Source organism: Sinomicrobium halophytocola (genome assembly GCF_052983395.1).
Window position 1 is genome coordinate 176,216 of sequence record NZ_JBRKIT010000042.1, and the last position, 20,220, is coordinate 196,435.

19 protein-coding genes are annotated in these 20,220 nt (G+C 45.3%); 9 read left to right on the forward strand and 10 right to left on the reverse strand.

The window, feature by feature from the left end; all coding sequences use genetic code 11:
- Positions 1-85 precede the first annotated feature (85 nt).
- A complete protein-coding gene (gene rsmI / locus ACVBDY_RS19120) occupies positions 86-763 on the forward strand; it encodes a 16S rRNA (cytidine(1402)-2'-O)-methyltransferase (protein ID WP_447177068.1) in 678 nt (225 codons plus the stop codon).
- 18 nt (positions 764-781) lie between these two features.
- Here the strand turns inward: rsmI and ACVBDY_RS19125 are convergent, their stop codons facing one another.
- Positions 782-1,156, reverse strand: coding sequence for a VOC family protein (locus tag ACVBDY_RS19125; protein WP_447177069.1), 375 nt, complete (start codon positions 1,154-1,156; stop codon positions 782-784).
- A gap of 153 nt (positions 1,157-1,309) precedes the next feature.
- Here ACVBDY_RS19125 and ACVBDY_RS19130 point away from each other — a divergent pair, with 153 nt between their 5' ends.
- Together ACVBDY_RS19130 and ACVBDY_RS19135 are read left to right on the forward strand one after the other, a co-directional pair.
- Positions 1,310-2,662: an MATE family efflux transporter gene (locus tag ACVBDY_RS19130; RefSeq protein WP_447177070.1), complete on the forward strand. Its 1,353-nt coding sequence runs from the start codon at positions 1,310-1,312 to the stop codon at positions 2,660-2,662.
- 47 nt (positions 2,663-2,709) lie between these two features.
- The gene (locus tag ACVBDY_RS19135) at positions 2,710-3,477 is read left to right on the forward strand and encodes an enoyl-CoA hydratase/isomerase family protein (protein WP_447177071.1); all 768 of its coding nucleotides are present in this window, start codon (positions 2,710-2,712) and stop codon (positions 3,475-3,477) included.
- Between the two features lie 121 nt (positions 3,478-3,598).
- Here the strand turns inward: ACVBDY_RS19135 and ACVBDY_RS19140 are convergent, their stop codons facing one another.
- From ACVBDY_RS19140 to recA, 4 genes are all read right to left on the reverse strand, one after another.
- A complete protein-coding gene (locus tag ACVBDY_RS19140; RefSeq protein WP_447177072.1) occupies positions 3,599-5,083 on the reverse strand; it encodes a hypothetical protein in 1,485 nt (494 codons plus the stop codon).
- 4 nt (positions 5,084-5,087) lie between these two features.
- The gene (locus tag ACVBDY_RS19145) at positions 5,088-5,630 is read right to left on the reverse strand and encodes an RNA polymerase sigma factor (protein WP_447177073.1); all 543 of its coding nucleotides are present in this window, start codon (positions 5,628-5,630) and stop codon (positions 5,088-5,090) included.
- 202 nt (positions 5,631-5,832) lie between these two features.
- A complete protein-coding gene (locus ACVBDY_RS19150) occupies positions 5,833-6,273 on the reverse strand; it encodes a hypothetical protein (protein ID WP_447177074.1) in 441 nt (146 codons plus the stop codon).
- Positions 6,274-6,507: 234 nt separating this feature from the next.
- Entirely contained in the window at positions 6,508-7,515 is a 1,008-nt protein-coding gene (recA, locus tag ACVBDY_RS19155) for a recombinase RecA (protein ID WP_447177075.1), read from the reverse strand.
- A 215-nt stretch (positions 7,516-7,730) separates the two neighbouring features.
- On the opposite strand from recA, the gene trhO reads away from it, so the two are divergent.
- The 6 genes from trhO to ACVBDY_RS19185 all read left to right on the forward strand — a co-directional run bounded on the left by trhO (position 7,731) and on the right by ACVBDY_RS19185 (position 14,663).
- Complete coding sequence (trhO, locus tag ACVBDY_RS19160) at positions 7,731-8,762, forward strand: oxygen-dependent tRNA uridine(34) hydroxylase TrhO (RefSeq protein WP_447177076.1); 1,032 nt, start codon at positions 7,731-7,733, stop codon at positions 8,760-8,762.
- 200 nt (positions 8,763-8,962) lie between these two features.
- Positions 8,963-10,126, forward strand: coding sequence for a PSP1 domain-containing protein (locus ACVBDY_RS19165; protein WP_447177077.1), 1,164 nt, complete (start codon positions 8,963-8,965; stop codon positions 10,124-10,126).
- 86 nt (positions 10,127-10,212) lie between these two features.
- Positions 10,213-10,704, forward strand: coding sequence for a gliding motility lipoprotein GldH (locus ACVBDY_RS19170; RefSeq protein ID WP_447177078.1), 492 nt, complete (start codon positions 10,213-10,215; stop codon positions 10,702-10,704).
- Between the two features lie 68 nt (positions 10,705-10,772).
- Complete coding sequence (locus tag ACVBDY_RS19175; RefSeq protein WP_447177079.1) at positions 10,773-13,097, forward strand: penicillin-binding protein 1A; 2,325 nt, start codon at positions 10,773-10,775, stop codon at positions 13,095-13,097.
- A gap of 87 nt (positions 13,098-13,184) precedes the next feature.
- On the forward strand, positions 13,185-13,883 hold the full coding sequence (locus ACVBDY_RS19180) for a CoA transferase subunit A (RefSeq protein WP_447177080.1): 699 nt from the start codon (positions 13,185-13,187) through the stop codon (positions 13,881-13,883).
- Between the two features lie 126 nt (positions 13,884-14,009).
- Positions 14,010-14,663 carry a CoA transferase subunit B gene (locus tag ACVBDY_RS19185; RefSeq protein ID WP_447177081.1) on the forward strand — a complete coding sequence of 218 codons (654 nt, stop codon included), beginning with the start codon at positions 14,010-14,012 and terminating at the stop codon, positions 14,661-14,663.
- Between the two features lie 29 nt (positions 14,664-14,692).
- Here ACVBDY_RS19185 and radA read toward each other — a convergent pair whose 3' ends face one another.
- From radA to panC, 5 genes are all read right to left on the reverse strand, one after another.
- Complete coding sequence (gene radA, locus ACVBDY_RS19190) at positions 14,693-16,060, reverse strand: DNA repair protein RadA (protein ID WP_447177082.1); 1,368 nt, start codon at positions 16,058-16,060, stop codon at positions 14,693-14,695.
- A 317-nt stretch (positions 16,061-16,377) separates the two neighbouring features.
- Positions 16,378-17,508, reverse strand: coding sequence for an alpha/beta hydrolase (locus ACVBDY_RS19195; RefSeq protein ID WP_447177083.1), 1,131 nt, complete (start codon positions 17,506-17,508; stop codon positions 16,378-16,380).
- Between the two features lie 188 nt (positions 17,509-17,696).
- Complete coding sequence (locus tag ACVBDY_RS19200) at positions 17,697-18,662, reverse strand: lysylphosphatidylglycerol synthase transmembrane domain-containing protein (protein WP_447177084.1); 966 nt, start codon at positions 18,660-18,662, stop codon at positions 17,697-17,699.
- A 74-nt stretch (positions 18,663-18,736) separates the two neighbouring features.
- Positions 18,737-19,087: an aspartate 1-decarboxylase gene (gene panD, locus ACVBDY_RS19205; protein WP_447177085.1), complete on the reverse strand. Its 351-nt coding sequence runs from the start codon at positions 19,085-19,087 to the stop codon at positions 18,737-18,739.
- Between the two features lie 115 nt (positions 19,088-19,202).
- A complete protein-coding gene (gene panC / locus ACVBDY_RS19210) occupies positions 19,203-20,051 on the reverse strand; it encodes a pantoate--beta-alanine ligase (protein ID WP_447177086.1) in 849 nt (282 codons plus the stop codon).
- Between the last annotated feature and the right edge of the window lie 169 nt (positions 20,052-20,220).

Sequence of the window (20,220 nt, forward strand, 5' to 3'; positions counted from 1 at the left end):
CATCAGATGAAAAACAACATTTCGACGTAAGCGTCGAAACATTTAATCCCGATAATTATCGGGACACTTGGTGAGTATAATGAGCATGTCCAAACTCTACATTGTACCAACTCCTATTGGTAACCTGGAAGATATGACTTTCAGGGCAGTTACGGTCCTGAAGGAAGCAGATACCGTTCTGGCCGAAGATACGCGGACCAGCGGGAAATTATTTAAACATTTTGGTATTACTACGCCGTTGCAAAGTCATCATATGCACAATGAGCATAAAACGATAGATAGCATAGTGCGGAGGATTGCCGGTGGTGAAATCATTGCCCTTATTTCCGATGCGGGGACTCCCGCAATCTCCGATCCGGGATTTCTGCTCACCAGGGCCTGCCTGGAAAATGGGCTGGAAGTAGAGTGCCTGCCCGGAGCAACCGCTTTCGTGCCGGCGCTTGTGAACAGCGGACTGCCTAACGATAAATTTGTGTTCGAAGGCTTTCTTCCTGTTAAAAAAGGGAGGCAAACCCGCCTGAAAGCCCTTAGCGAAGAGACCCGAACCATAATATTTTACGAATCTCCCTATAAATTATTAAAGACCCTCACTGATTTTGTCGATGTATTCGGGGCGGACCGTTCGGTTTCCGTATCCAGGGAACTTACCAAAATCTATGAAGAGACCATCCGCGGAACCGCGGAAGAAGTCCTTAACCACTTTAAAGAAAAACCACCCAGGGGCGAAATAGTAGTTATCGTTGGCGGGGCAAAAGTCAAATAATAAAAGTTTGTAAGTTTTTTAGGCTAGTGTGGCAATCCACCAGGTATTCCCGAAGAGATCCCGGAAACCTGCGCTCCTGGTATTGTCATCTTCATCGAAGGGAATCATCAGGGATTGTGCCCCCGCATCCAATGCCTCATAATAGGTCTTGTCCGTATCTTTTACATATACATACATGCAGCCCGGTATGGCCCGGCCTGCTGCCGGGGCCTCCGCTAAAAGAATAGTGCAGTCACCTATTTTTACTTCCGAATGCTGGATTTTTTTATCCGTGTTGAGAATCCGTATCATTTCCTGCCCTCCGAAGATTTTTTTGATAAACTCCACAAGGGTGTCTGCCTCTTCGGCAAGTATATATGGCATTACCTGCTGGTGCCCAGCTATTAGCTTCATTCGTCTCATCTTACATCCTGTTTAACTAGATAATCAACGCTAATGCCGGGGTAATATTTTTCAGGCAGAAAATTATTTAGGCTGGATTGAAAGCGGTTTTGTTACCTCTGAAAATTATATTCGCATTATTTTTGTCTGCCTAAAGAGAATATTTTGTCCGTATCCAAAGCAAAAGACAGAAAAGAAAAGGTATCGTTCGGGGCGATTAACAGGTTGGCCGTTCCGGCCATTATTGCAGGTATAGCAGAACCGTTGATCTCTCTCACGGATATTGCGGTTATAGGGAATGTGGATGAACATCCTGTGGAAGCCCTTGCTGCGGCAGGTATTGTCGGTTCTTTTCTTTCTGCGATAATCTGGATCGTTGCCCAGACGAAAACAGCTATTTCGGCTATAGTTTCCCGGCATTTGGGGGCCAACAGGCTTCATGCCGTGCGTACCCTTGTCCCACAGGCCATTGCTTTTAATCTGCTGCTAAGCCTGGTCATTTTTGTTTCCACCTCCCTGTTTGCCGGATTGATATTCGGAGCTTATAATGCGGAAGGCCTGATTTTGCAGTACAGTGTGGATTATTACCGGATAAGGGCCATAGGGTATCCCCTCACGCTGGTCACCTTTGCCCTGTTCGGGGTATTCCGTGGGCTACAGAATACATTGTGGGCTATGAAGGCCAGTCTTGCCGGTGCCCTTATTAATGTGGTACTCGATTATGTGCTGGTATACGGTATAGAAGGTGTTGTGCCGCCTTTACATCTCAAAGGTGCGGCTTATGCCAGCCTGGCAGCCCAGTTAGTGATGCTGTGCATCGCATTGTATTTTTATATTGCCAGGACCCCGTTTTCCTTCAAATTACGCCGAAAGATCAATCCCCGGATAAAAGACCTGCTGGGTATGAGCTTTAATCTTTTTATCAGGACGGCTGCACTTAATTTTGCCATATACCTGGCCAATGCCTATGCTACGGATTACGGGAGGAACTATATCGCGGCCCAGAGTATGCTTATGAACATATGGCTGTTTTTTTCCTTTTTTATCGATGGGTATGCCAACGCGGGTAACGCTATTTCAGGAAGATTGCTGGGAGCGGGAGATTACAGGAGATTGTGGTACCTCAGTGTGGATATTTGTAAATATGCCATCAGTATAGCTGTGATCCTTATGGTGGTTTGCGGTATCTTTTACGATTCCATAGGCCTCGTATTTAATAAGGACCCCCTGGTACTGGCTTCCTTCGCATCCGTTTTCTGGATGGTACTTCTCATGCAGCCCGTAAATGCGGTTGCTTTTATGTTCGATGGTGTATTTAAGGGGTTGGGCGAAGCGGCATATCTCAGGAATGTATTGCTCGCAGCTACTTTTCTCGGCTTTGCCCCTACACTTTTGATAACGGATTATTTTGACCTGAAGTTATATGGCATCTGGATGGCTTTTATGGCGTGGATGCTGGTGCGGGCAGGTGCGCTGGTTTTCAAATTCAGGAGAAAATATCTGAATGCAGTCGATTAATATTCGTAATTTCGTAATAACACTTCATTTAGTAAAAACCTTGCATTATGTCTACCACACGTCCCCACGGAAGTTTGTATACCAAAACCGAAGGCAGTATTGCCATTGTGGAATTCGGTCATCCTGCCAGTAATTCGTTTCCCCTGGAATTGCTGAAGCGCCTGGAAAAAGAATTTTATACGCTTTCGGAAAACGAAGATATCCGGGTAATAGTACTGAAGAGCGAAGGAGAAAAGGCATTCTGTGCCGGGGCGTCTTTTGACGAACTTGTGGAGATAACCGATGTCAGCCAGGGGAAAAAATTTTTCAGTGGTTTTGCCGGAGTCGTCAATGCCATGCGCAAATGCAGTAAACTTATCGTGGGCCGGGTGCAGGGAAAAGCGGTAGGAGGCGGTGTTGGCCTGGCTGCTGCCTGCGATTATGTCCTGGCTACCGAAGCGGCCGCCATTAAATTATCCGAGTTTACCGTGGGAATAGGTCCTTTTGTAATTGCTCCTGCAGTAGCGCGTAAAATGGGCAATGCCGCACTGGCGGAACTCACCCTGGCGCCGGACCAATGGAAAAATGCCTATTGGGCCAAGGAAAAAGGCTTGTATGCACGGGTCTTTGACCGTATTGGTGAACTGGACAAGGAAATAACCGTTTTTACCGAAAAACTGGCATCGTATAATCCCGAAGCCCTTTCGGAAATGAAAAAAATATTATGGGAGGGAACTTCCCACTGGGATGAATTGCTGAACTCCCGTGCAGAAATATCCGGAAATCTTGTCCTTTCGGAGTTTACCCGGAAAGCATTGGAAAAGTTTAAAAAATAATGGATTTTTTCCTGCTATTTACAGTGAAAAGTACTGCAATGAAAAAAGGTTGTCACACAACAGGACAACCTTTTAACAGCGTTAACGCGCTTTTTGAGTAAATTAAAACTAACCTAACTAACTAAAACCTAAAACTAAAGCCTGTATATACGCCAAATGAATACGGTTTGAAACCACCGTTGTCATTGGAGAATGTATTCCACTGGTATTTAAACATGGGTTCTACCTGTAATTGGAGTTGGTCCGATAACAGGTAATCTACGCCAAGGCCCACGTTGGTACTGAAATTCACACTGTTTATGTTGTTGGCCTCTCCCAGTTCCGTTGCCAGGGCATCCGATTTCAATAATACGGAATTGTCCGTGAGAAATAAGGAACTGACCCCTCCTATGAGGTTAAGGCCGAATCGTTCATTCAATAACCGGTATTTGAGTTCCATGGGAACTTCTATGTAGCCGAATTCCTGTTGCATTAATCCTTCCTGTGGGGCAAAGCTGGAAGCTACCTCATCTCTTGCGGCTAACGGAGGACCTTCCACGGGGCTGTTGGCCACATAAAGCCCGGAAGCCTTTTCGGATTGACGGGCATAATTGATATTGCTCAGCGAACGGGCCTCAAAATCCGGAGCAAAAGAAATGTCGTTTGTATTGTAACCGTAGTTTACTTTGTTTATGCCGGAACGAAGACTTAGCCTCTCATTTACCTGGTACGCTATGTTGACACCGTAACTGAGGTTTACTTTTCCGGATTTGGAATTGCCTTTAAACTCAGGGTCAATGGGCGACCCGCCACTGAGCGAATTGTAGTAAACGGGAGCTATATTGGGATTTACGCTCCATTTCTTATCGCCTTTTTCCTTCAATGCCGTTTCCTTTTCATGTTCTGCGTCATTTTCCATTTCAGCGATGGCCTCCAGTAAGGATTTTTTGTTTTCCTCTTTGTCGCTGCCCTGCTGAGCGACTTGGCTGTTATCCGTAATCGTATTGCCGTCCTGTTGAGACCCACCACTGCTGTTTGGCTTTACTTTATCGTCCTGTTGAGCGATTTGGTTATTATCGGTTATCGTTTTGCCTTCCTGTTGGGTCCCATGGTCGTTTGGCTTTGCTTTACCGTCCTGTTGAGCGATTTGGTTGTTGTCGGTTATCGTATTGCCTTCCTGTTGGGTCCCGCGGCTGTTTGGCTTTACTTTATCGTTCTGTTGAGTGATTTGGTTATTATCGTTTGTCGTATTGTCTTCCTGTTGAGTCCCACGGGCGTGAGAGTTATTGTTATCCGTAGATCGTGTGGCTTCTTTACCTGCTTCGGTATCTTTTGTCGTGGTATTTTCTTTTACAACCTTTTCCACAGGATCCATTGCAGGAGATTCCGGGTCGGGGAGCATTAAATTAAGGCCTACGGAGAGTAATAAGGCGATGGCGGCGGCTATACCGCCCAGGCGCCACCATAACGGCGGAATAGCTTTTTTCCGCCTTTCTGTAATTGCGGCCGGGGCAGCATCGGCATTGAGTCTGGCTTCAAGTCCGGACCATAAATTCCGTTCCGGAAAAGCTTCAAAATCCTTGAATTTTTCCTGGAAAAGCCTGTCTATGTTCTTTTTGTCGCCCATCAGATTATAGTGACTTCACTTTTTTTTTATTAAGATCCTCTTCGATATGTGTTTTGAGGATCGTTCTGGCTCTGGACAGGTTAGATTTGGACGTCCCTTCGGAAACTCCGAGCATTTCGGAAATTTCCTTATGAGAGTACCCGTCCAGTACATATAAATTAAATGTCAACCTGTATTTGTCCGGAAGCCTTTGTATGAGACCGAGGAGGTAGTCCAGGCTGATATCGTCATCTTCTACCTCTATTTCTACCTCGTCTTCTATTTCTTCCGAAACGATATTAAAAACTTTTTCTTTACGGTACTTCTGAAGTACGGTGTTCACCGTTACCCTGCGTATCCATCCTTCGAAAGAGCCTTTGAAACGGTACTGGCCTATCTTGTTAAATATGGCCATGAAACTATCCTGCAGATTATCTTCCGCCTCTGTCTGGTTACGGGAATACTTGAGGCAAATGCTGTATAATTTACCATTGAATAAACGGTATAACTGCTCTTGCGCCTTTCTGTCCCGGTCCTTGCACCGGTTTATGAGTTCTTCTAAACTCACTTAATAGTCTGCGTTAGTTTTGGTTTGCCTGCCAAAATCGGAATAGCTAAAGACTTTTTATTTTCTGTCTTTCCTGGTGAAATCGGGATGACATTCTTCTTTTGTCAGAGATTCCCGGATTCACCCGTTTGACAGTTCTTATTTCTTTTCCGGATTTCCTGTTTTTGCAGGGATTAAAGGTTAACTTAACTGGTTGATATTATTATTCCTCTTCCTTAACGGGTATGGTGCGTGTTATGAAGGTGTATTCGCCATCACTGTCCACACCGGTTATGAAACGGAGTTCATAGGTTTCATTGTACCTTACTTCGAATGTAAATTCATTGTCCTGAATTACGGTTTCTGCCCCTTCGCACTCATCCCCTGTCTGTGCCTGTGCTACTGCCCAGAATGTCCTTCTCTGGATGGTATCGTCGGGTTGTGTATCATCGCGAAAATCAATGTTAAGGTATTCGTGACACAGGTTGGGGATGGAATACGTGAATTTAATAGTATCCGCTTCTTCATACACAAGAGTGTCCGGAGTTTCTACACTTTCAATAGGCAGAGTAGTGTAATAAAAGTTTGCGCCATCATCATTCAAACATCCGGATAAAGACAGGGCCAAGGTTAAAAACACTGCTGCGATACTTACTTTTTTCATGTTGCTTCTAGTTTAATTTTTAGGAGGTTTTTATGTGTTTAAAAATTTATAAGTATGTTTTTGTTTGGTTTTTATGAAAAGGGCCTTTGTTATTGTATATACGTACATATACCTTTTTTGGTCGTTTTCTTCTCAAAAGATGCAGCCGGTCGGGTAAGGTTGCGTGAAGTGCGAAAAAAAATCCTGCCTCCGTTAAAGAAGACAGGACTTATAAAAATTTTATTTGTTTGATTGTTACGCTTTGATCACTTTAAGGGCTTCTTTGATCTTGCTTTCCAGTTCTTCGAGGAGTTCCGGGTTGTCTTCGAGCAGTAATTTAACGGCGTCTCTTCCCTGTCCGAGTTTGGTATCACCGTAACTGAACCAGGAGCCACTCTTTTTAATGATCTCGTATTCCACACCGAGATCGAGTATTTCACCGACGCGGGAAATACCTTCCCCGTACATGATATCGAATTCGGCAGCCTTAAATGGCGGAGCCACTTTGTTTTTTACCACTTTTACCTTGGTCTTATTTCCGGCCACATCACCGTTGCCGTCTTTGATCTGGGTAGACCTGCGGATGTCCAGCCGTACGGAAGCATAGAACTTAAGGGCATTACCCCCGGTAGTGGTTTCCGGGTTACCGAACATAACCCCGATCTTTTCCCGGAGCTGGTTGATAAAGATCACCGTAGATTTGGTTTTGCTTATACTTGCCGTAAGCTTTCGGAGTGCCTGTGACATAAGGCGGGCATGCAGACCCATTTTGGAATCTCCCATTTCTCCTTCTATCTCGCTTTTAGGGGTCAGTGCGGCAACAGAATCGACAATCACAATATCAATAGCCCCCGAACGAATCAGATTGTCGGCTATTTCCAATGCCTGTTCCCCGTGGTCCGGTTGAGAAATGATGAGGTTGTCTACATCCACTCCCAGTTTTTTGGCGTAAAACCGGTCGAACGCGTGTTCCGCATCGATAAAAGCCGCAATTCCACCCGCTTTCTGAGCTTCGGCCATGGCATGCAGGGTAAGCGTGGTCTTACCTGAAGATTCCGGGCCGTATATTTCTATAACCCTTCCCCTGGGATAGCCACCTACACCGAGAGCGATATCCAGGCCTATGGAACCCGTGGGAATGACTTCTACATCTTCCACAACATTATCTCCCATTTTCATCACTGCCCCTTTTCCGTAGGTCTTATCCAGCTTATCCAGGGTAAGCTTAAGGGCCTTTAATTTTGCATCTTTATCTGAACTCATTGCTGCGTTTTTTGTAAAAAATAATCCGTGCTAAAATACCATTTCTTTTTCAGAGTGGCAACGGGTAGGCATGAGTTGTTTTTGGGGCAGCAGACCTGCGGAACAGAAAAAGAGTTGGTGTTATGCGGTTTTGACTGACTTTGGCATGTCCGGTAAAAAATATTACTTTTGCAAAAATTTTTATTTGATTCTTTAACCTTAATAATTGGTATAGCATGCAACTGTACAATACTTTAAGCGCTAGAGAAAGGGAAGAGCTTATCGAAAAGGCCGGTAAAGAGCGTCTTACTCTCTCTTTCTACAAATATCATCACATTAAAAATCCGCAAATATTCCGGAATCACTTGTTCGTCACCTGGAATGAAATGGATGTGCTGGGCCGGATTTATATAGCTTCAGAAGGTATAAATGCACAACTTTCGGTTCCGGCAGATAACTTTAAGGCCTTTAAAGAACACCTTGACGGTATTACTTTCCTGGAAAATGTAAGGCTCAATATTGCCGTGGAGCAGGACAACAAATCGTTCCTGAAGCTAAAGGTGAAGATCAGGAACAAAATTGTTGCGGACGGATTGAACGACCATACGTTCGATGTTACCGACAAGGGAGTACATGTGGACGCCGTTAAGTTTAACGATCTTATAGAAGACCCGGACACTATTCTTGTGGATATGCGCAACCATTACGAGAGTGAAATAGGGTATTTTAAAAATGCCGTTACCCCGGATGTGGACACTTTCCGGGATTCCCTGCCGATTATAGAGCATGATCTTAAAGAGCACAAAGAAGATAAAAAGCTGGTTATGTACTGTACCGGGGGAATTCGCTGCGAAAAAGCAAGCGCGTACTTCAAGCACAAAGGCTTTAAAGATGTGTACCAACTGGAAGGCGGTATTATAGAATATACCCGGCAGGTTAAGGAAAAAGGACTGGAGAATAAATTTATAGGGAAGAACTTTGTGTTCGACGAACGCCGTGCCGAGCGTATCTCTGAGGATGTCGTAGCACATTGCCACCAGTGTGGTAAACCATGCGACACGCATGTAAATTGTGCCAATGAAGCATGTCACCTGCTTTTTATACAATGCGATGAATGTGCTGAGAAAATGAACGGGTGCTGTTCGGATGCCTGTACGGAAATTGTTGCCCTGCCCTACGAAGAGCAGAAAGCGTTGCGCAAAGGGAAGTACAAGAGCAATAACATCTTTAAAAAAGGTCGTTCGGAAGTACTCAGATTTAAGGGATAACGAATCCTTTTTTGTGTGAAAATACCGGTTTTCGGGGATCGGTAAAACCGCAATGTTCGCGAACCGGGTAAAGTAAAAAACTGTATCTTTACATGCTGTAAGGCGCGAATGTGCTTTACTGTACAACAATTAATTATGAACCTTTTCTGCTTCTTTCTATGGTTTTGACCGGAAAGACGCAGTTACAATATAGAGGAAATATGGGATGTAGCAGTTGTTCAACCGGTAAGGATGGACAGCCACGGGGATGTAAAAACAATGGTACATGCGGGACCGATGGTTGTAATAAACTTACTGTTTTTGATTGGCTTTCCAATATGTCACTTCCTTCGGGTCAACAATCTTTTGACTGTGTGGAAGTCCGTTTTAAAAATAGCAGGAAAGAGTTTTTCCGGAATAGTGAAAATCTTCCGCTCTCTATCGGAGATGTGGTGGCTACCGAAGCAGTTTCGGGGCATGATGTGGGGATTGTAACCCTAACCGGAGAACTGGTAAGGGTGCAGATGAAAAAGAAAAAAACAGACTGGGAAGACCCTGCACTCCCTAAAATATACAGGAAAGCCTCGCAACGGGATATTGATGTATGGACCGGTGTAAGGAACAAGGAAGAAGAGGTAAAGAAAAGGTCGAGAGAACTGGCAATAGCGCTGAACCTTCAGATGAAAATTTCCGATATCGAATACCAGGGCGATGGTTCCAAAGCTACTTTTTACTACACGGCAGAAGAGCGTGTGGATTTCAGGCAGCTTATTAAAGATATGGCCAGGGCGTTTAACGTGCGGATTGAGATGCGGCAGATTGGCTTTCGTCAGGAAGCGTCCCGTCTTGGCGGCATCGGATCGTGCGGAAGGGAGCTGTGCTGCTCTACCTGGTTGACAGACTTTCGTTCGGTTAATACTTCTTCGGCCAGATACCAGCAACTATCCCTTAATCCCCAGAAACTTGCCGGACAGTGTGGCAAACTGAAGTGCTGTCTCAATTACGAACTCGATGCCTATCTCGATGCGCTGCAGGAATTTCCCAAAGCAGATGTAAAACTGAATACCCTGAAAGGAAGGGCGGTATGCCAGAAAATCGACATCTTCAAAGGTTTTCTCTGGTATGCCTACGAAGAAAACAGCGCCAACTGGCATAAACTTATACTGGATCAGGTACAGGAGATCATCGATAAAAACCAGAATGATCTTAAGGTGGAAAGTCTCGAAGAATATGCTTCGGAAATTGCCGAAGAAAATACTAAACGGGAGTTTGAAAACGTTGTAGGACAAGACAGCTTGTCCAGGTTCGACGAACCTAAAAAGAAACGCAAGAGTAAGAACCGGAAAAAAAGAAGCAATAAAAAGACCGCCAGGAAAAAAGAATAACGAGAAATGAATGACTGCGGTTTTTATCTTTTACAAACCCCCTGAAGGGGCGAATACTATCGCAACAGAAAACCGTTAACTATAAAATGGGTAAGATCTTCAGATTGTTTTTTTGGATGGGAAGTATACTATTGCTATCCTGTGATTCGGACAGTGCCTATTCCGACTATCAGGCACTGAATCATCCCTGGGACAAAGAGGAAAGCGTGGATTTTACCTTCGAACCCCCCGATACCATACAGCCCCATAACATGTTTATTAACCTGCGGAACGATAATAATTATCCGTTCAGTAATCTTTTTCTTATTGTTAAGCTCAATTTTCCGGATGGCAAGGTGATTGCGGATACCCTGGAATACGAGATGGCAAAACCGGACGGGCAATGGTTGGGCGAAGGCTTTACCGACCTGAAAGAAAGTAAGCTCTGGTATAAGGAAAATGTTGTTTTTCCGATTTCCGGTGAATATACCGTTGCCATAGAACACGCTATGCGAAAAATGGGTGAAGAGGAAGGTATAGGAGAGCTGGAGGGGATCACTGATATTGGTTTGCAGATCGAAAAATCAAATATAGAGTAACAGTTAATGAGTTTACCGGTGGACAGCCTTTTGTCTCCGGATACTCATAAATCCAATAATAGAATAAAATGGGAAAAACGCCTGCCAAGAAAGAGAAGAAACAGGGCTTCGGTAAATATTTAAAGTGGTTTTGGGGATTGTTTTTCGGGGGTGCTCTCCTCGTGATATTGTTATTTTTACTGGCTTCCTGGGGGGCGTTTGGTACAATGCCGACTTTTGAGGTTCTCGAAAACCCGCAGACCAATCTTGCTACCGAAATTATTTCTTCCGACGGGAAAACACTCGGTAAATACTACCTGAACGATAACAGGACCCCCGTCTCTTTTGACGAATTGCCGGATCACCTGGTTAAAGCACTGGTGGCTACCGAGGATGAACGCTTTTATCAACACTCCGGAATCGATGCGCAGGGGACGCTAAGAGCAATGGTTTTTTTAGGTAAAAGAGGAGGTGCCAGTACTATAACACAGCAGCTGGCAAAGCAGTTGTTTACCGAAAGGGTTTCTAATAATATTGTTGCCCGTGTCCTTCAGAAAATAAAGGAATGGGTAATAGCGGTACGTTTGGAAAGACAATATACTAAAGAAGAGATCATAAGTATGTATCTCAATATTTATGATTTTGGCTATCGTGCGGATGGTATCCGGTCTGCATCCAGGATTTATTTTGGTAAAGAACCGCATGATCTTAAAGCGGAAGAAGCAGCCATGCTGGTTGGGATGTTAAAGAATTCGTCCCTTTATAATCCCGTCAGGCGGTCGGAGTTAACACAGCAAAGGCGTAATGTAGTGCTGCGGCAGATGGAAAAGAATGATTTTATAACGGCAGAAGCAAAAGATTCACTGCAACAACTTCCCTTAAAACTCAATTTTTCTGAGGAAAGCCACAGGGAAGGCCTGGCCACCTACTTCAGGATGTACCTCCAGGGCTTCCTTAAAGACTGGACCAACGACCCCGAGAATCGCAAACCCGATGGGGATAAATACAATATATTCCTGGACGGATTAAAGGTATACACCACCATAGATTCCCGGATGCAGAAATACGCGGAGGAAGCGGTTTCCGAACATATGAAAAAACTACAGGCGGAGTTTTTTAACCAGAATACACCGGAAAGGAATAAAACAGCTCCTTTCCTGGGGGTGAGTAGCGAAGAGATAGATGCCGCTATGGAGCGCGCCATGAAACAGTCGGAACGCTGGCGTAAAATGAAATATGACCTGGGAAAATCCGAAAAGGAGATCAGGGCATCGTTCAAAGAAAAAGCGGAAATGAGTGTATTTGCATGGGACGGTGAAAAGGATACGATCATGACACCGATGGATTCCATCCGCTACTATAAATTCTTCCTTCGGACCGGAATGATGTCCATGGAGCCGCAAACCGGTCATGTAAGGGCCTGGGTAGGTGGTATAAACTACAAACATTTTCAGTACGACCAGGTGAAACAGGGGGCCCGGCAGTCGGGCTCTACATTCAAACCGTTTGTCTATGCTACCGCTATAGACCAGTTGCACATGTCTCCTTGTGACAGGTTGCCCGATGTACAGCACTGTATCGAGGCCAATAAGTATGGAAATATAGCTCCCTGGTGCCCTAAAAATTCCAATGGAAAATATACCGGAAAAATGCTGACGCTTAAAGCAGCGCTGGCCAATTCGGTAAATACGATTACGGCTACCCTGATAGATAAAGTAGGCCCGGTTCCGGTAACGCAACTGGTGCGAAGTCTGGGTATTGAGTCCGATATTCCGCCGGTACCTTCCATTGCATTGGGTACACCGGATTTTACCGTATATGAAATGGTTGGGGCTTACAGTACATTTGCCAACCAGGGAGTGTATGTGAAGCCTGTGATGATAACCCGTATTGAGGATAAGAACGGCACCGTATTGTTCGAATCTGTTCCGGAGACCAGGGATGTGATAAGTGAAGAGGTAGCCTACACTACCGTAAAGCTCATGGAGGGGGTGACCGAATCCGGTTCCGGGGCACGGCTGCGAAACAAATGGGCGGTGAATAATGCTTTGTATAAGGAGATAATTACCGGTTATCCGTATGAATTTACCAATCCCATTGCCGGTAAAACCGGTACTACTCAAAACCAGAGTGACGGATGGTTCATGGGTATGGTCCCCAACCTGGTTACTGGGGTATGGGTAGGCGGAGAAGACCGGGCTATACACTTTAAAGGGATCGCCTACGGGCAGGGTGCCAGTATGGCATTGCCGATCTGGGGATTGTATATGAGAAAGTGTTATGAAGATAAAGAACTCGACATTTCCAAAGAAGATTTCAGGAGACCCGAAAACCTTTCCATAGAGATGGATTGCTCTAAAGTCGGGGAAAATGAAACTCCTGAAGAACTGAATTTTGAAGAAATAGACTTTTAGAGACTATTTTTCATATATTTAAAATATAAGCCGCTTCAGCTGTCTTTTTTGTTGAATAATTCGTATTTTTCCGGTAAAAATTACGAAATGATAAACAAGAGGGTGGCTTCAGTTACCGAAGCCCTGCAGGGAGTCCGGGACGGGATGACTTTTATGCTGGGAGGTTTTGGTTTGTGCGGAATTCCCGAAAACAGTATAGCAGAACTTGTTCGCCTCGGTGTTAAGGATATTACCTGTATATCCAATAATGCCGGGGTAGATGATTTTGGTCTCGGCCTCTTGCTCCGGAAACGTCAGATCAAAAAAATGATATCGTCATATGTGGGCGAGAACGATGAGTTCGAGAGGCAAATGCTCAGTGGAGAACTCGAAGTAGAGTTGACCCCGCAGGGTACCCTGGCGGAAAAATGCCGCGCGGCGCAGGCCGGGATACCCGCTTTTTACACTCCTGCCGGATATGGTACCGAAGTCGCCGAAGGAAAAGAAACCCGTGAATTTGACGGGAAGATGTATGTCATGGAAGAGGCTTTCCGGGCAGATTTTGCCATAGTAAAAGCGTGGAAGGGAGACGAGGCGGGAAACCTGATCTTCAAAGGGACCGCAAGAAATTTTAATCCCTGTATGTGCGGGGCGGCCGGGATCACAATAGCTGAAGTCGAAGAGCTTGTGCCCGTAGGGGAGCTGGATCCGAACCGGATACATATCCCCGGAATTTTTGTACAGCGTATCTTCCAGGGGAATAACTACGAAAAAAGAATTGAGCAACGAACCGTTCGGAAAAGGTAACTCGTCAATTACCCCGGGCATCAGATGAAAAACGATAAAAGCATTTCGGCTCAAGCCTTCCTGACAGTAGGCAGGCGGCGGAGCATTTCAAATCTCGCTTAGTGAGTAAATTTCAATCATCCAGTTATGTTAGATAAAGACGGCATTGCAAAGCGAATAGCAAAAGAAGTAAAAGACGGATATTACGTAAATCTCGGTATCGGTATCCCTACGTTGGTAGCCAACTATGTTCCGGACGGGATAGATGTGGAATTTCAAAGTGAAAACGGTGTTCTGGGGATGGGACCTTTTCCGTATGAAGGAAATGAAGATGCGGATATCATAAATGCCGGAAAGCAGACCATTACCACACTGCCCGGGGCATCTTTTTTTGACTCGTCCCTGAGTTTTGCCATGATACGCGGACAACATGTGCATCTTACGATCCTGGGCGCAATGGAGGTTGCCGATAACGGGGATATAGCCAACTGGAAGATCCCCGGAAAGATGGTGAAAGGAATGGGAGGAGCGATGGACCTTGTAGCTTCGGCAGAAAATATTATTGTAGCCATGATGCATACCAATAAAGCCGGGGAATCCAAATTGCTCAAAAAATGTACATTGCCGCTTACGGGGGTGAACTGCGTGAAAAAGATCGTCACTAATCTGGCGGTACTGGAAGTTACCGGTGAAGGATTTAAATTGCTGGAACGCGCCCCCGGTGTCTCGGTGGAAGAGATAAAACAGGCAACTGAAGGCCGGTTGGTTATAGAAGGCGACATCCCCGAAATGACATTATAAGAGTGTACGGCCGTGTGCTTCTGTGAACGTTATCCGAACAGATCGGCGATAACATCTTCTATCCGGGATACCAGGGCGACCCGTATCCCGCTGTTTTTTACCGTTACCTTATTTTGTTTGGATACGAAAATCGTGGAAAACCCGAGTTTTTCCGCTTCCAGGATACGCTGGTCTACCCGTTGTACCGGCCGTACTTCGCCGGCAAGTCCTATTTCCGCGGCAAAGCAAACATCTTTGGGAATAGCAATATCCTCGTTACTGGAGAGTATGGCTGCCACAACAGCCAGGTCTATGGCCGGGTCATCTACGGAAATCCCCCCGGTAATATTCAGGAAAACATCTTTTGCTCCGAGGCGGAATCCCGCCCTTTTTTCCAGGACTGCCAGTAGCATATTCAGGCGTTTTACGTTATAACCTGTAGTACTTCGCTGAGGTGTGCCGTAAACCGCGGTGCTCACCAATGCCTGTATTTCTATCATCAACGGGCGTATGCCTTCCAGGGTGGCTGCAATAGCTGTGCCGCTCAATGATTCTTCACTTCGTGAGATCAGTATTTCCGAAGGGTTGGCCACTTCCCGCAGACCGTTCCCGAGCATCTCGTAGATACCCAGTTCCGCCGTAGACCCGAACCGGTTTTTTAAAGCCCGGAGTATACGGTATACATAATTCCTGTCCCCTTCGAACTGCAGGACAGTGTCTACCATGTGCTCTAGTATTTTCGGCCCTGCGATATTCCCTTCTTTGGTGATGTGTCCTATAAGAATAACAGGGGTATCCGTTTCTTTGGCAAATTTGATGAGTTCTGCCGTACATTCCCGGATCTGGGATATACTGCCCGCGGAAGACTCTATATAATCGGAATGAAGGGTTTGTATGGAATCAATAACAAGAATATCGGGGGATGTACCCTCTATTTGTTTAAAGATGTTCTGGGTTTTGGTTTCCGTGAGTATATAGCAATTCTCGCTGTTCGGGTTAATGCGTTCTGCACGCATTTTTATCTGCGACGGGCTCTCTTCCCCGGAAACATACAGGGTTTTATAGGGGAGTTGCAGTGCAATCTGCAGGAGCAACGTACTTTTTCCGATCCCAGGTTCGCCCCCGAGAAGGATCACGGAGCCCGGTACGATGCCTCCGCCAAGTACCCGGTTGAATTCGTTATCTCCTGAAGACAGGCGGTTCTCTTCAGACCGGATTATTTCGTTTATCCTGAGAGGTTTGGAAGCCCTTTTGCTGCCGGAAATTGTGGTCCCCTGCTTCCAGGAACTCTTTTCTTCTTTCTGGATGACCTCCTCTACAATGGTGTTCCATTCCCTGCACGAAGTGCATTGACCCTGCCACTTGGCATACTGGGCGCCACAGTTCTGACAAAAATAGGAGGTTTTAACTTTAGCCATATTTTCAGGGTTCGGATAAGATGTTTTTCCCGGTCTAAAATAGGCATTATTTTCGGATCGACTACGGTTTTAGTAATTGATGCAGGGCAAACACATCATAAAATTATAAATAGTTCCAAGTTGCAGGTTCCAGGTTGCAGCATAGAGCGTAGGTGGCTGAGTGTTCCGGCTCCGCCGGAATGTATCGAAGCCACCGGTCTCCCGGTCTCCCGGTCATCCTTATAATCCCTATCCTCTCATTCCCAAAGCTCCTTTACCTCATGGTCGCATTCTCACCTTCTCACCTTTTCAGATGCTCTGTGTATAATGCGTTTGCCCTAGTCATTGATGGCTTCAATCTTTTCCATAATAAGATCTTTATGGATAAAATCGATCTCTTTCATTCCGAAAGCTTTTTTGTACGTCCTCGTAGCCTTTTTCAGATCGCCTGTTTTTTCGAAATATTCCGCTTCCAGGTAATAGCCGAGCATGGTTTCCGGAAATTCCTTTTTTGCCAGTTTACTGAGTTGTTCCAGTGAAGCCATGTCATCTTTTTTCAGGCAGCCCGCGTAAATGGCCATAATGTCATTGAGGCTTATCGGCTTTCGGAAGCCGAACAAGTCCTCCGCTCTCTGATATTTTTTATCGAGATATTCAAAAACAGGCGAGTCCGAAGCGAGGATACTGTTTTTGTACTCAGATGGAGTGATGGGTCTGTATACGGCGAAAATGTGGTTGAGCGCCCTGGGGATAGCACTGGAAGCGGCCGCGTATCCGTCCGTATTCTCAAAACTGTCGAAAAAATAGAACAAGTGGTCGTTCTTTACATTTTTCATCGAAGTATTCAGGTTGTGGATACGCTGAACCTGGTTTTTGTCCCCGTCTTCCCCTGCGGCAAGGTAATAGAATTTTGTGGTATTCATGGCAGGCAACCGTTCTGCCAGTCGGTTTTCGAGTTTAGGAGCAAACTCCGGATGAATGTCAATATAAGCGTCAAAGAGGGGATTTTCTTTAAAAATGTAATAGTTTATAAAGTTACCTGTGAAAAGATGCCCGACGATCATCTTAAAATTAGCCAGGTTGTACTTGTCTGCAACAGAAGGCAGCAGTTCCATACCTATAAACTCAAAGAAATCGGCCCCTTTACCTGCGGGGAAACCGCTTTCCGTATCGTAAATGCAATCTGCTTCCGATTGTCCTTCCTGGTCAATCCCTATAATGATGCTTTCCGGCATTTGCCCGTTTGCGGCATAAAATTTGGCATTTGACACAACCAGGTCAAAAAGGTGATCGGCATCCAGTACAAGGATCAGGGGATAGGGCCGGTCGTCGGAATAATTTTCCGGGATGTATAACCGGATGTTTCTTGTCTCTTCCAGGTATTCGGAATCAAACGGAATTTGTTTGATCTGGGAGTGTACATTGACTAGTGAGAAAAGTCCAAGCAGAGTGTAGCACAGGGATTTCATACGTCAGCAGGTGTATTATTTGGTTTGATATACAATTTTTTCGGGGTATGAGCAGGCCGAATTTCTTCATTTATGCCCTTAATTAACTTGTATATAGGGGGTTTGGTTGATAGGGCAAGATAGTGATTATTGGAATAATCTCAAATCGCGAACAACTTTTTTAACGAAAAAGATTTTGAGACTGCCGCCTAATTGTTCTTATTGTATACCGGGAGGAAAAGAAAGGAGGTGACTCCCAGAATTGCGATGACCGCGGTTTGGGACAGCCATACGATCCATCCGAACGAAGTGCCTACGGTATAGTCTACACCATACAGTAAAATTGCCTCTGCGATGAGAAAGGGGTAAGTGCCGAAACCACCGTTTGTAAAAGCAATAGTGAAAGAACCCACTACGAAAAGGGAAAGTGTCTGCGAAAACGTTATGGTTTGTGTTTCCGGAAAGGCGAAAATGCAAATGTAAAACATGAGAACATACATCGTCCAGATAAAAACGGTATGAGTGATAAATGCCCACTTCTTTTTCATGGATAGTATACTGAGTACGCCTTCTTTAAGCCCGCTTATGAATTTTCTGATCTTCTGACCCAAAGCGGATCTCGTGCGCCTGAGGTAAATCCAGAACAGCAATGCCATTGCTATGCCCGCAACGCCCAGGATAGCCAGTTTTTGGGCATTGATATTGTGCGTGTCCATTAATCCCCAGAGCGTATCAAACTGGAGGAGCAGGGCGACAAACAGGATACATACGGAAATAAAGAGGTCGGCAATCCTTTCAGCTACAATAGTACCGAAGGCCTTTTCAAAAGGCACCTTGTCGTATTTATTGATGACGAGGGCCCGCGAAACTTCCCCGGATCTGGGGATCGCAAAATTCAGCAGGTAGCCTATGCTTACCGCCATAAAGCTGTTGGGAAGTCTTGCCCGGTAACCCATGGGTTCCAACAGGTAGTTCCAGCGGTATGCCCGGGAAAAGTGGCTCAGGGCACCGAAAAGCATGGATATCCAGATATACAGGTAATCGGCCTTCAGGAAATTTTCCTTCAGTTGTTTTAACTGCTCCGGGCTGAACTTGTTATAGGTATACCAGATCAGGAATAACCCCAGGGCAAGCGGGAGTACTATCTGAATGATCTTGGATAATTTCTTTTTCACTGCACGTTTGCCTTAAGGGCAAATACTGTTATTAATGATTACATAGGGTATTAGAGCCATGAACAGTCCCCTTATTATTTGAGAGAATTGTCTTTTTCATTGGGAAAAACCAAAGATGGCTTAAAGGATTTGGCCTCTTCAAAATCCATGATACCGTAGGATATGATGATGATGATATCTCCTTTCTGGACTTTTCGGGCTGCAGGGCCGTTGAGTGTTATTTCTCCACTGCCCCTGTTTCCTTTGATAACATAAGTTTCCAGGCGCTCTCCGTTATTGATGTTGACGATCTGCACCTTTTCCCCTTCGATGATGTTAGCGGCTTCCATCAGTGCTTCGTCTACGGTGATGCTGCCGATATAGTTGAGTTCGGCCCCGGTGACCGTTACCCTGTGTATCTTGGATTTTACTACTTCTATCTGCATGTTGCAAAGGTAATTATAAATTGGGAGTTATGTGTTAAGAGATGTTAAAGCGGATTGCCGGATAGCCTTTCCCGTCGCTGTTTTTTATACCGGTACGGTGTCGTGTTTCCGGAATTCAATTTAGTGCTATATTGTCTATCAGGCGGACTTCCCCGGCATAAGCTGCTATAAAAGCCCGGTATTTCTGGTTTGTTTCTTTCTGTTCTGCCGGTCGCAAGGTCTCCGCATTGGCGATTTCCATATATTCTAACCGGAATGAAGGATGCTTCTTAAATTCTTCCGACACCCATTCCCTGATCTCCTTTACACTTTTCGTGCCAAATTTTGCTCTGGCAGCCTGCAGGGTTTCGTATATAAAGCCGGCCTCTTTTCGTTGTTTGTCCGACAGGCGCTCGTTACGTGAGCTCATGGCCAGTCCGTTCTCCTCTCTTTTTATGGGACATCCGTGAACTTTTACAGGCAGATGATATTTTTTTACAAGGGTCCGGATGATCTGTAACTGTTGATAGTCCTTTTCGCCAAAATAAGCATTGTCCGGCTCCACGATCTCAAAAAGGCGTTTTACGATGGTGCCGACCCCGTCAAAATGGCCTTGTCTGAATTTACCTTCCATCTGGAATTCCAATCCGTCAAAGTCAAAAGAAGAAGAAGCGATATCATCGGTATAAACTTCTTCTACGGCCGGGGCGAAGATCAGGATGCCCGGATGTACAGAATGAAGCAGGTCCACATCCTTCTCCAGGTCTCTCGGATATTTATGAAGGTCGTCCTTGTTGTCAAACTGTGTCGGGTTCACAAAAATGCTTACTACGACAACATTGTTTTCGGCAGCAGCCTCTTCTGCCAGCGACAAATGTCCCTGGTGCAGGGCTCCCATAGTAGGGACGAGACCAATGGTCTTTCCTTCCTTTTTTAGGGAAAGCAACTCCCTGTGCAACAGCTCCCTTTTATGGAATATAACCATGAGTTAATGAATTAACAGCCTGCAAAGCTATATATTTTCGTGGAATTGAATGCATTTGTGTGCGGATATTCCCCTAAAACCTTGTAGATAAGGGGAGGGAAGCACATGTTCACCCTTCCCGAAGCGCGCTTTCGGAAATAAATTCCGGGATTAAAATGATGATTTTACA

Excerpts from the sequence above, each read along its gene's own strand:
- radA (WP_447177082.1), bottom strand. The coding sequence starts at position 16,060 with ATGGCTAAAGTTAAAACCTCCTATTTTTGTCAGAACTGTGGCGCCCAG.
- ACVBDY_RS19195 (WP_447177083.1), bottom strand. The coding sequence starts at position 17,508 with ATGAAATCCCTGTGCTACACTCTGCTTGGACTTTTCTCACTAGTCAAT.
- ACVBDY_RS19185 (WP_447177081.1), top strand. The coding sequence starts at position 14,010 with ATGTTAGATAAAGACGGCATTGCAAAGCGAATAGCAAAAGAAGTAAAA.
- ACVBDY_RS19125 (WP_447177069.1), bottom strand. The coding sequence starts at position 1,156 with ATGAAGCTAATAGCTGGGCACCAGCAGGTAATGCCATATATACTTGCC.
- ACVBDY_RS19150 (WP_447177074.1), bottom strand. The coding sequence starts at position 6,273 with ATGAAAAAAGTAAGTATCGCAGCAGTGTTTTTAACCTTGGCCCTGTCT.
- rsmI (WP_447177068.1), top strand. The coding sequence starts at position 86 with ATGTCCAAACTCTACATTGTACCAACTCCTATTGGTAACCTGGAAGAT.
- ACVBDY_RS19135 (WP_447177071.1), top strand. The coding sequence starts at position 2,710 with ATGTCTACCACACGTCCCCACGGAAGTTTGTATACCAAAACCGAAGGC.
- ACVBDY_RS19175 (WP_447177079.1), top strand. The coding sequence starts at position 10,773 with ATGGGAAAAACGCCTGCCAAGAAAGAGAAGAAACAGGGCTTCGGTAAA.
- ACVBDY_RS19180 (WP_447177080.1), top strand. The coding sequence starts at position 13,185 with ATGATAAACAAGAGGGTGGCTTCAGTTACCGAAGCCCTGCAGGGAGTC.
- ACVBDY_RS19165 (WP_447177077.1), top strand. The coding sequence starts at position 8,963 with ATGGGATGTAGCAGTTGTTCAACCGGTAAGGATGGACAGCCACGGGGA.
- ACVBDY_RS19140 (WP_447177072.1), bottom strand. The coding sequence starts at position 5,083 with ATGGGCGACAAAAAGAACATAGACAGGCTTTTCCAGGAAAAATTCAAG.
- recA (WP_447177075.1), bottom strand. The coding sequence starts at position 7,515 with ATGAGTTCAGATAAAGATGCAAAATTAAAGGCCCTTAAGCTTACCCTG.
- trhO (WP_447177076.1), top strand. The coding sequence starts at position 7,731 with ATGCAACTGTACAATACTTTAAGCGCTAGAGAAAGGGAAGAGCTTATC.
- panC (WP_447177086.1), bottom strand. The coding sequence starts at position 20,051 with ATGGTTATATTCCATAAAAGGGAGCTGTTGCACAGGGAGTTGCTTTCC.
- ACVBDY_RS19170 (WP_447177078.1), top strand. The coding sequence starts at position 10,213 with ATGGGTAAGATCTTCAGATTGTTTTTTTGGATGGGAAGTATACTATTG.
- panD (WP_447177085.1), bottom strand. The coding sequence starts at position 19,087 with ATGCAGATAGAAGTAGTAAAATCCAAGATACACAGGGTAACGGTCACC.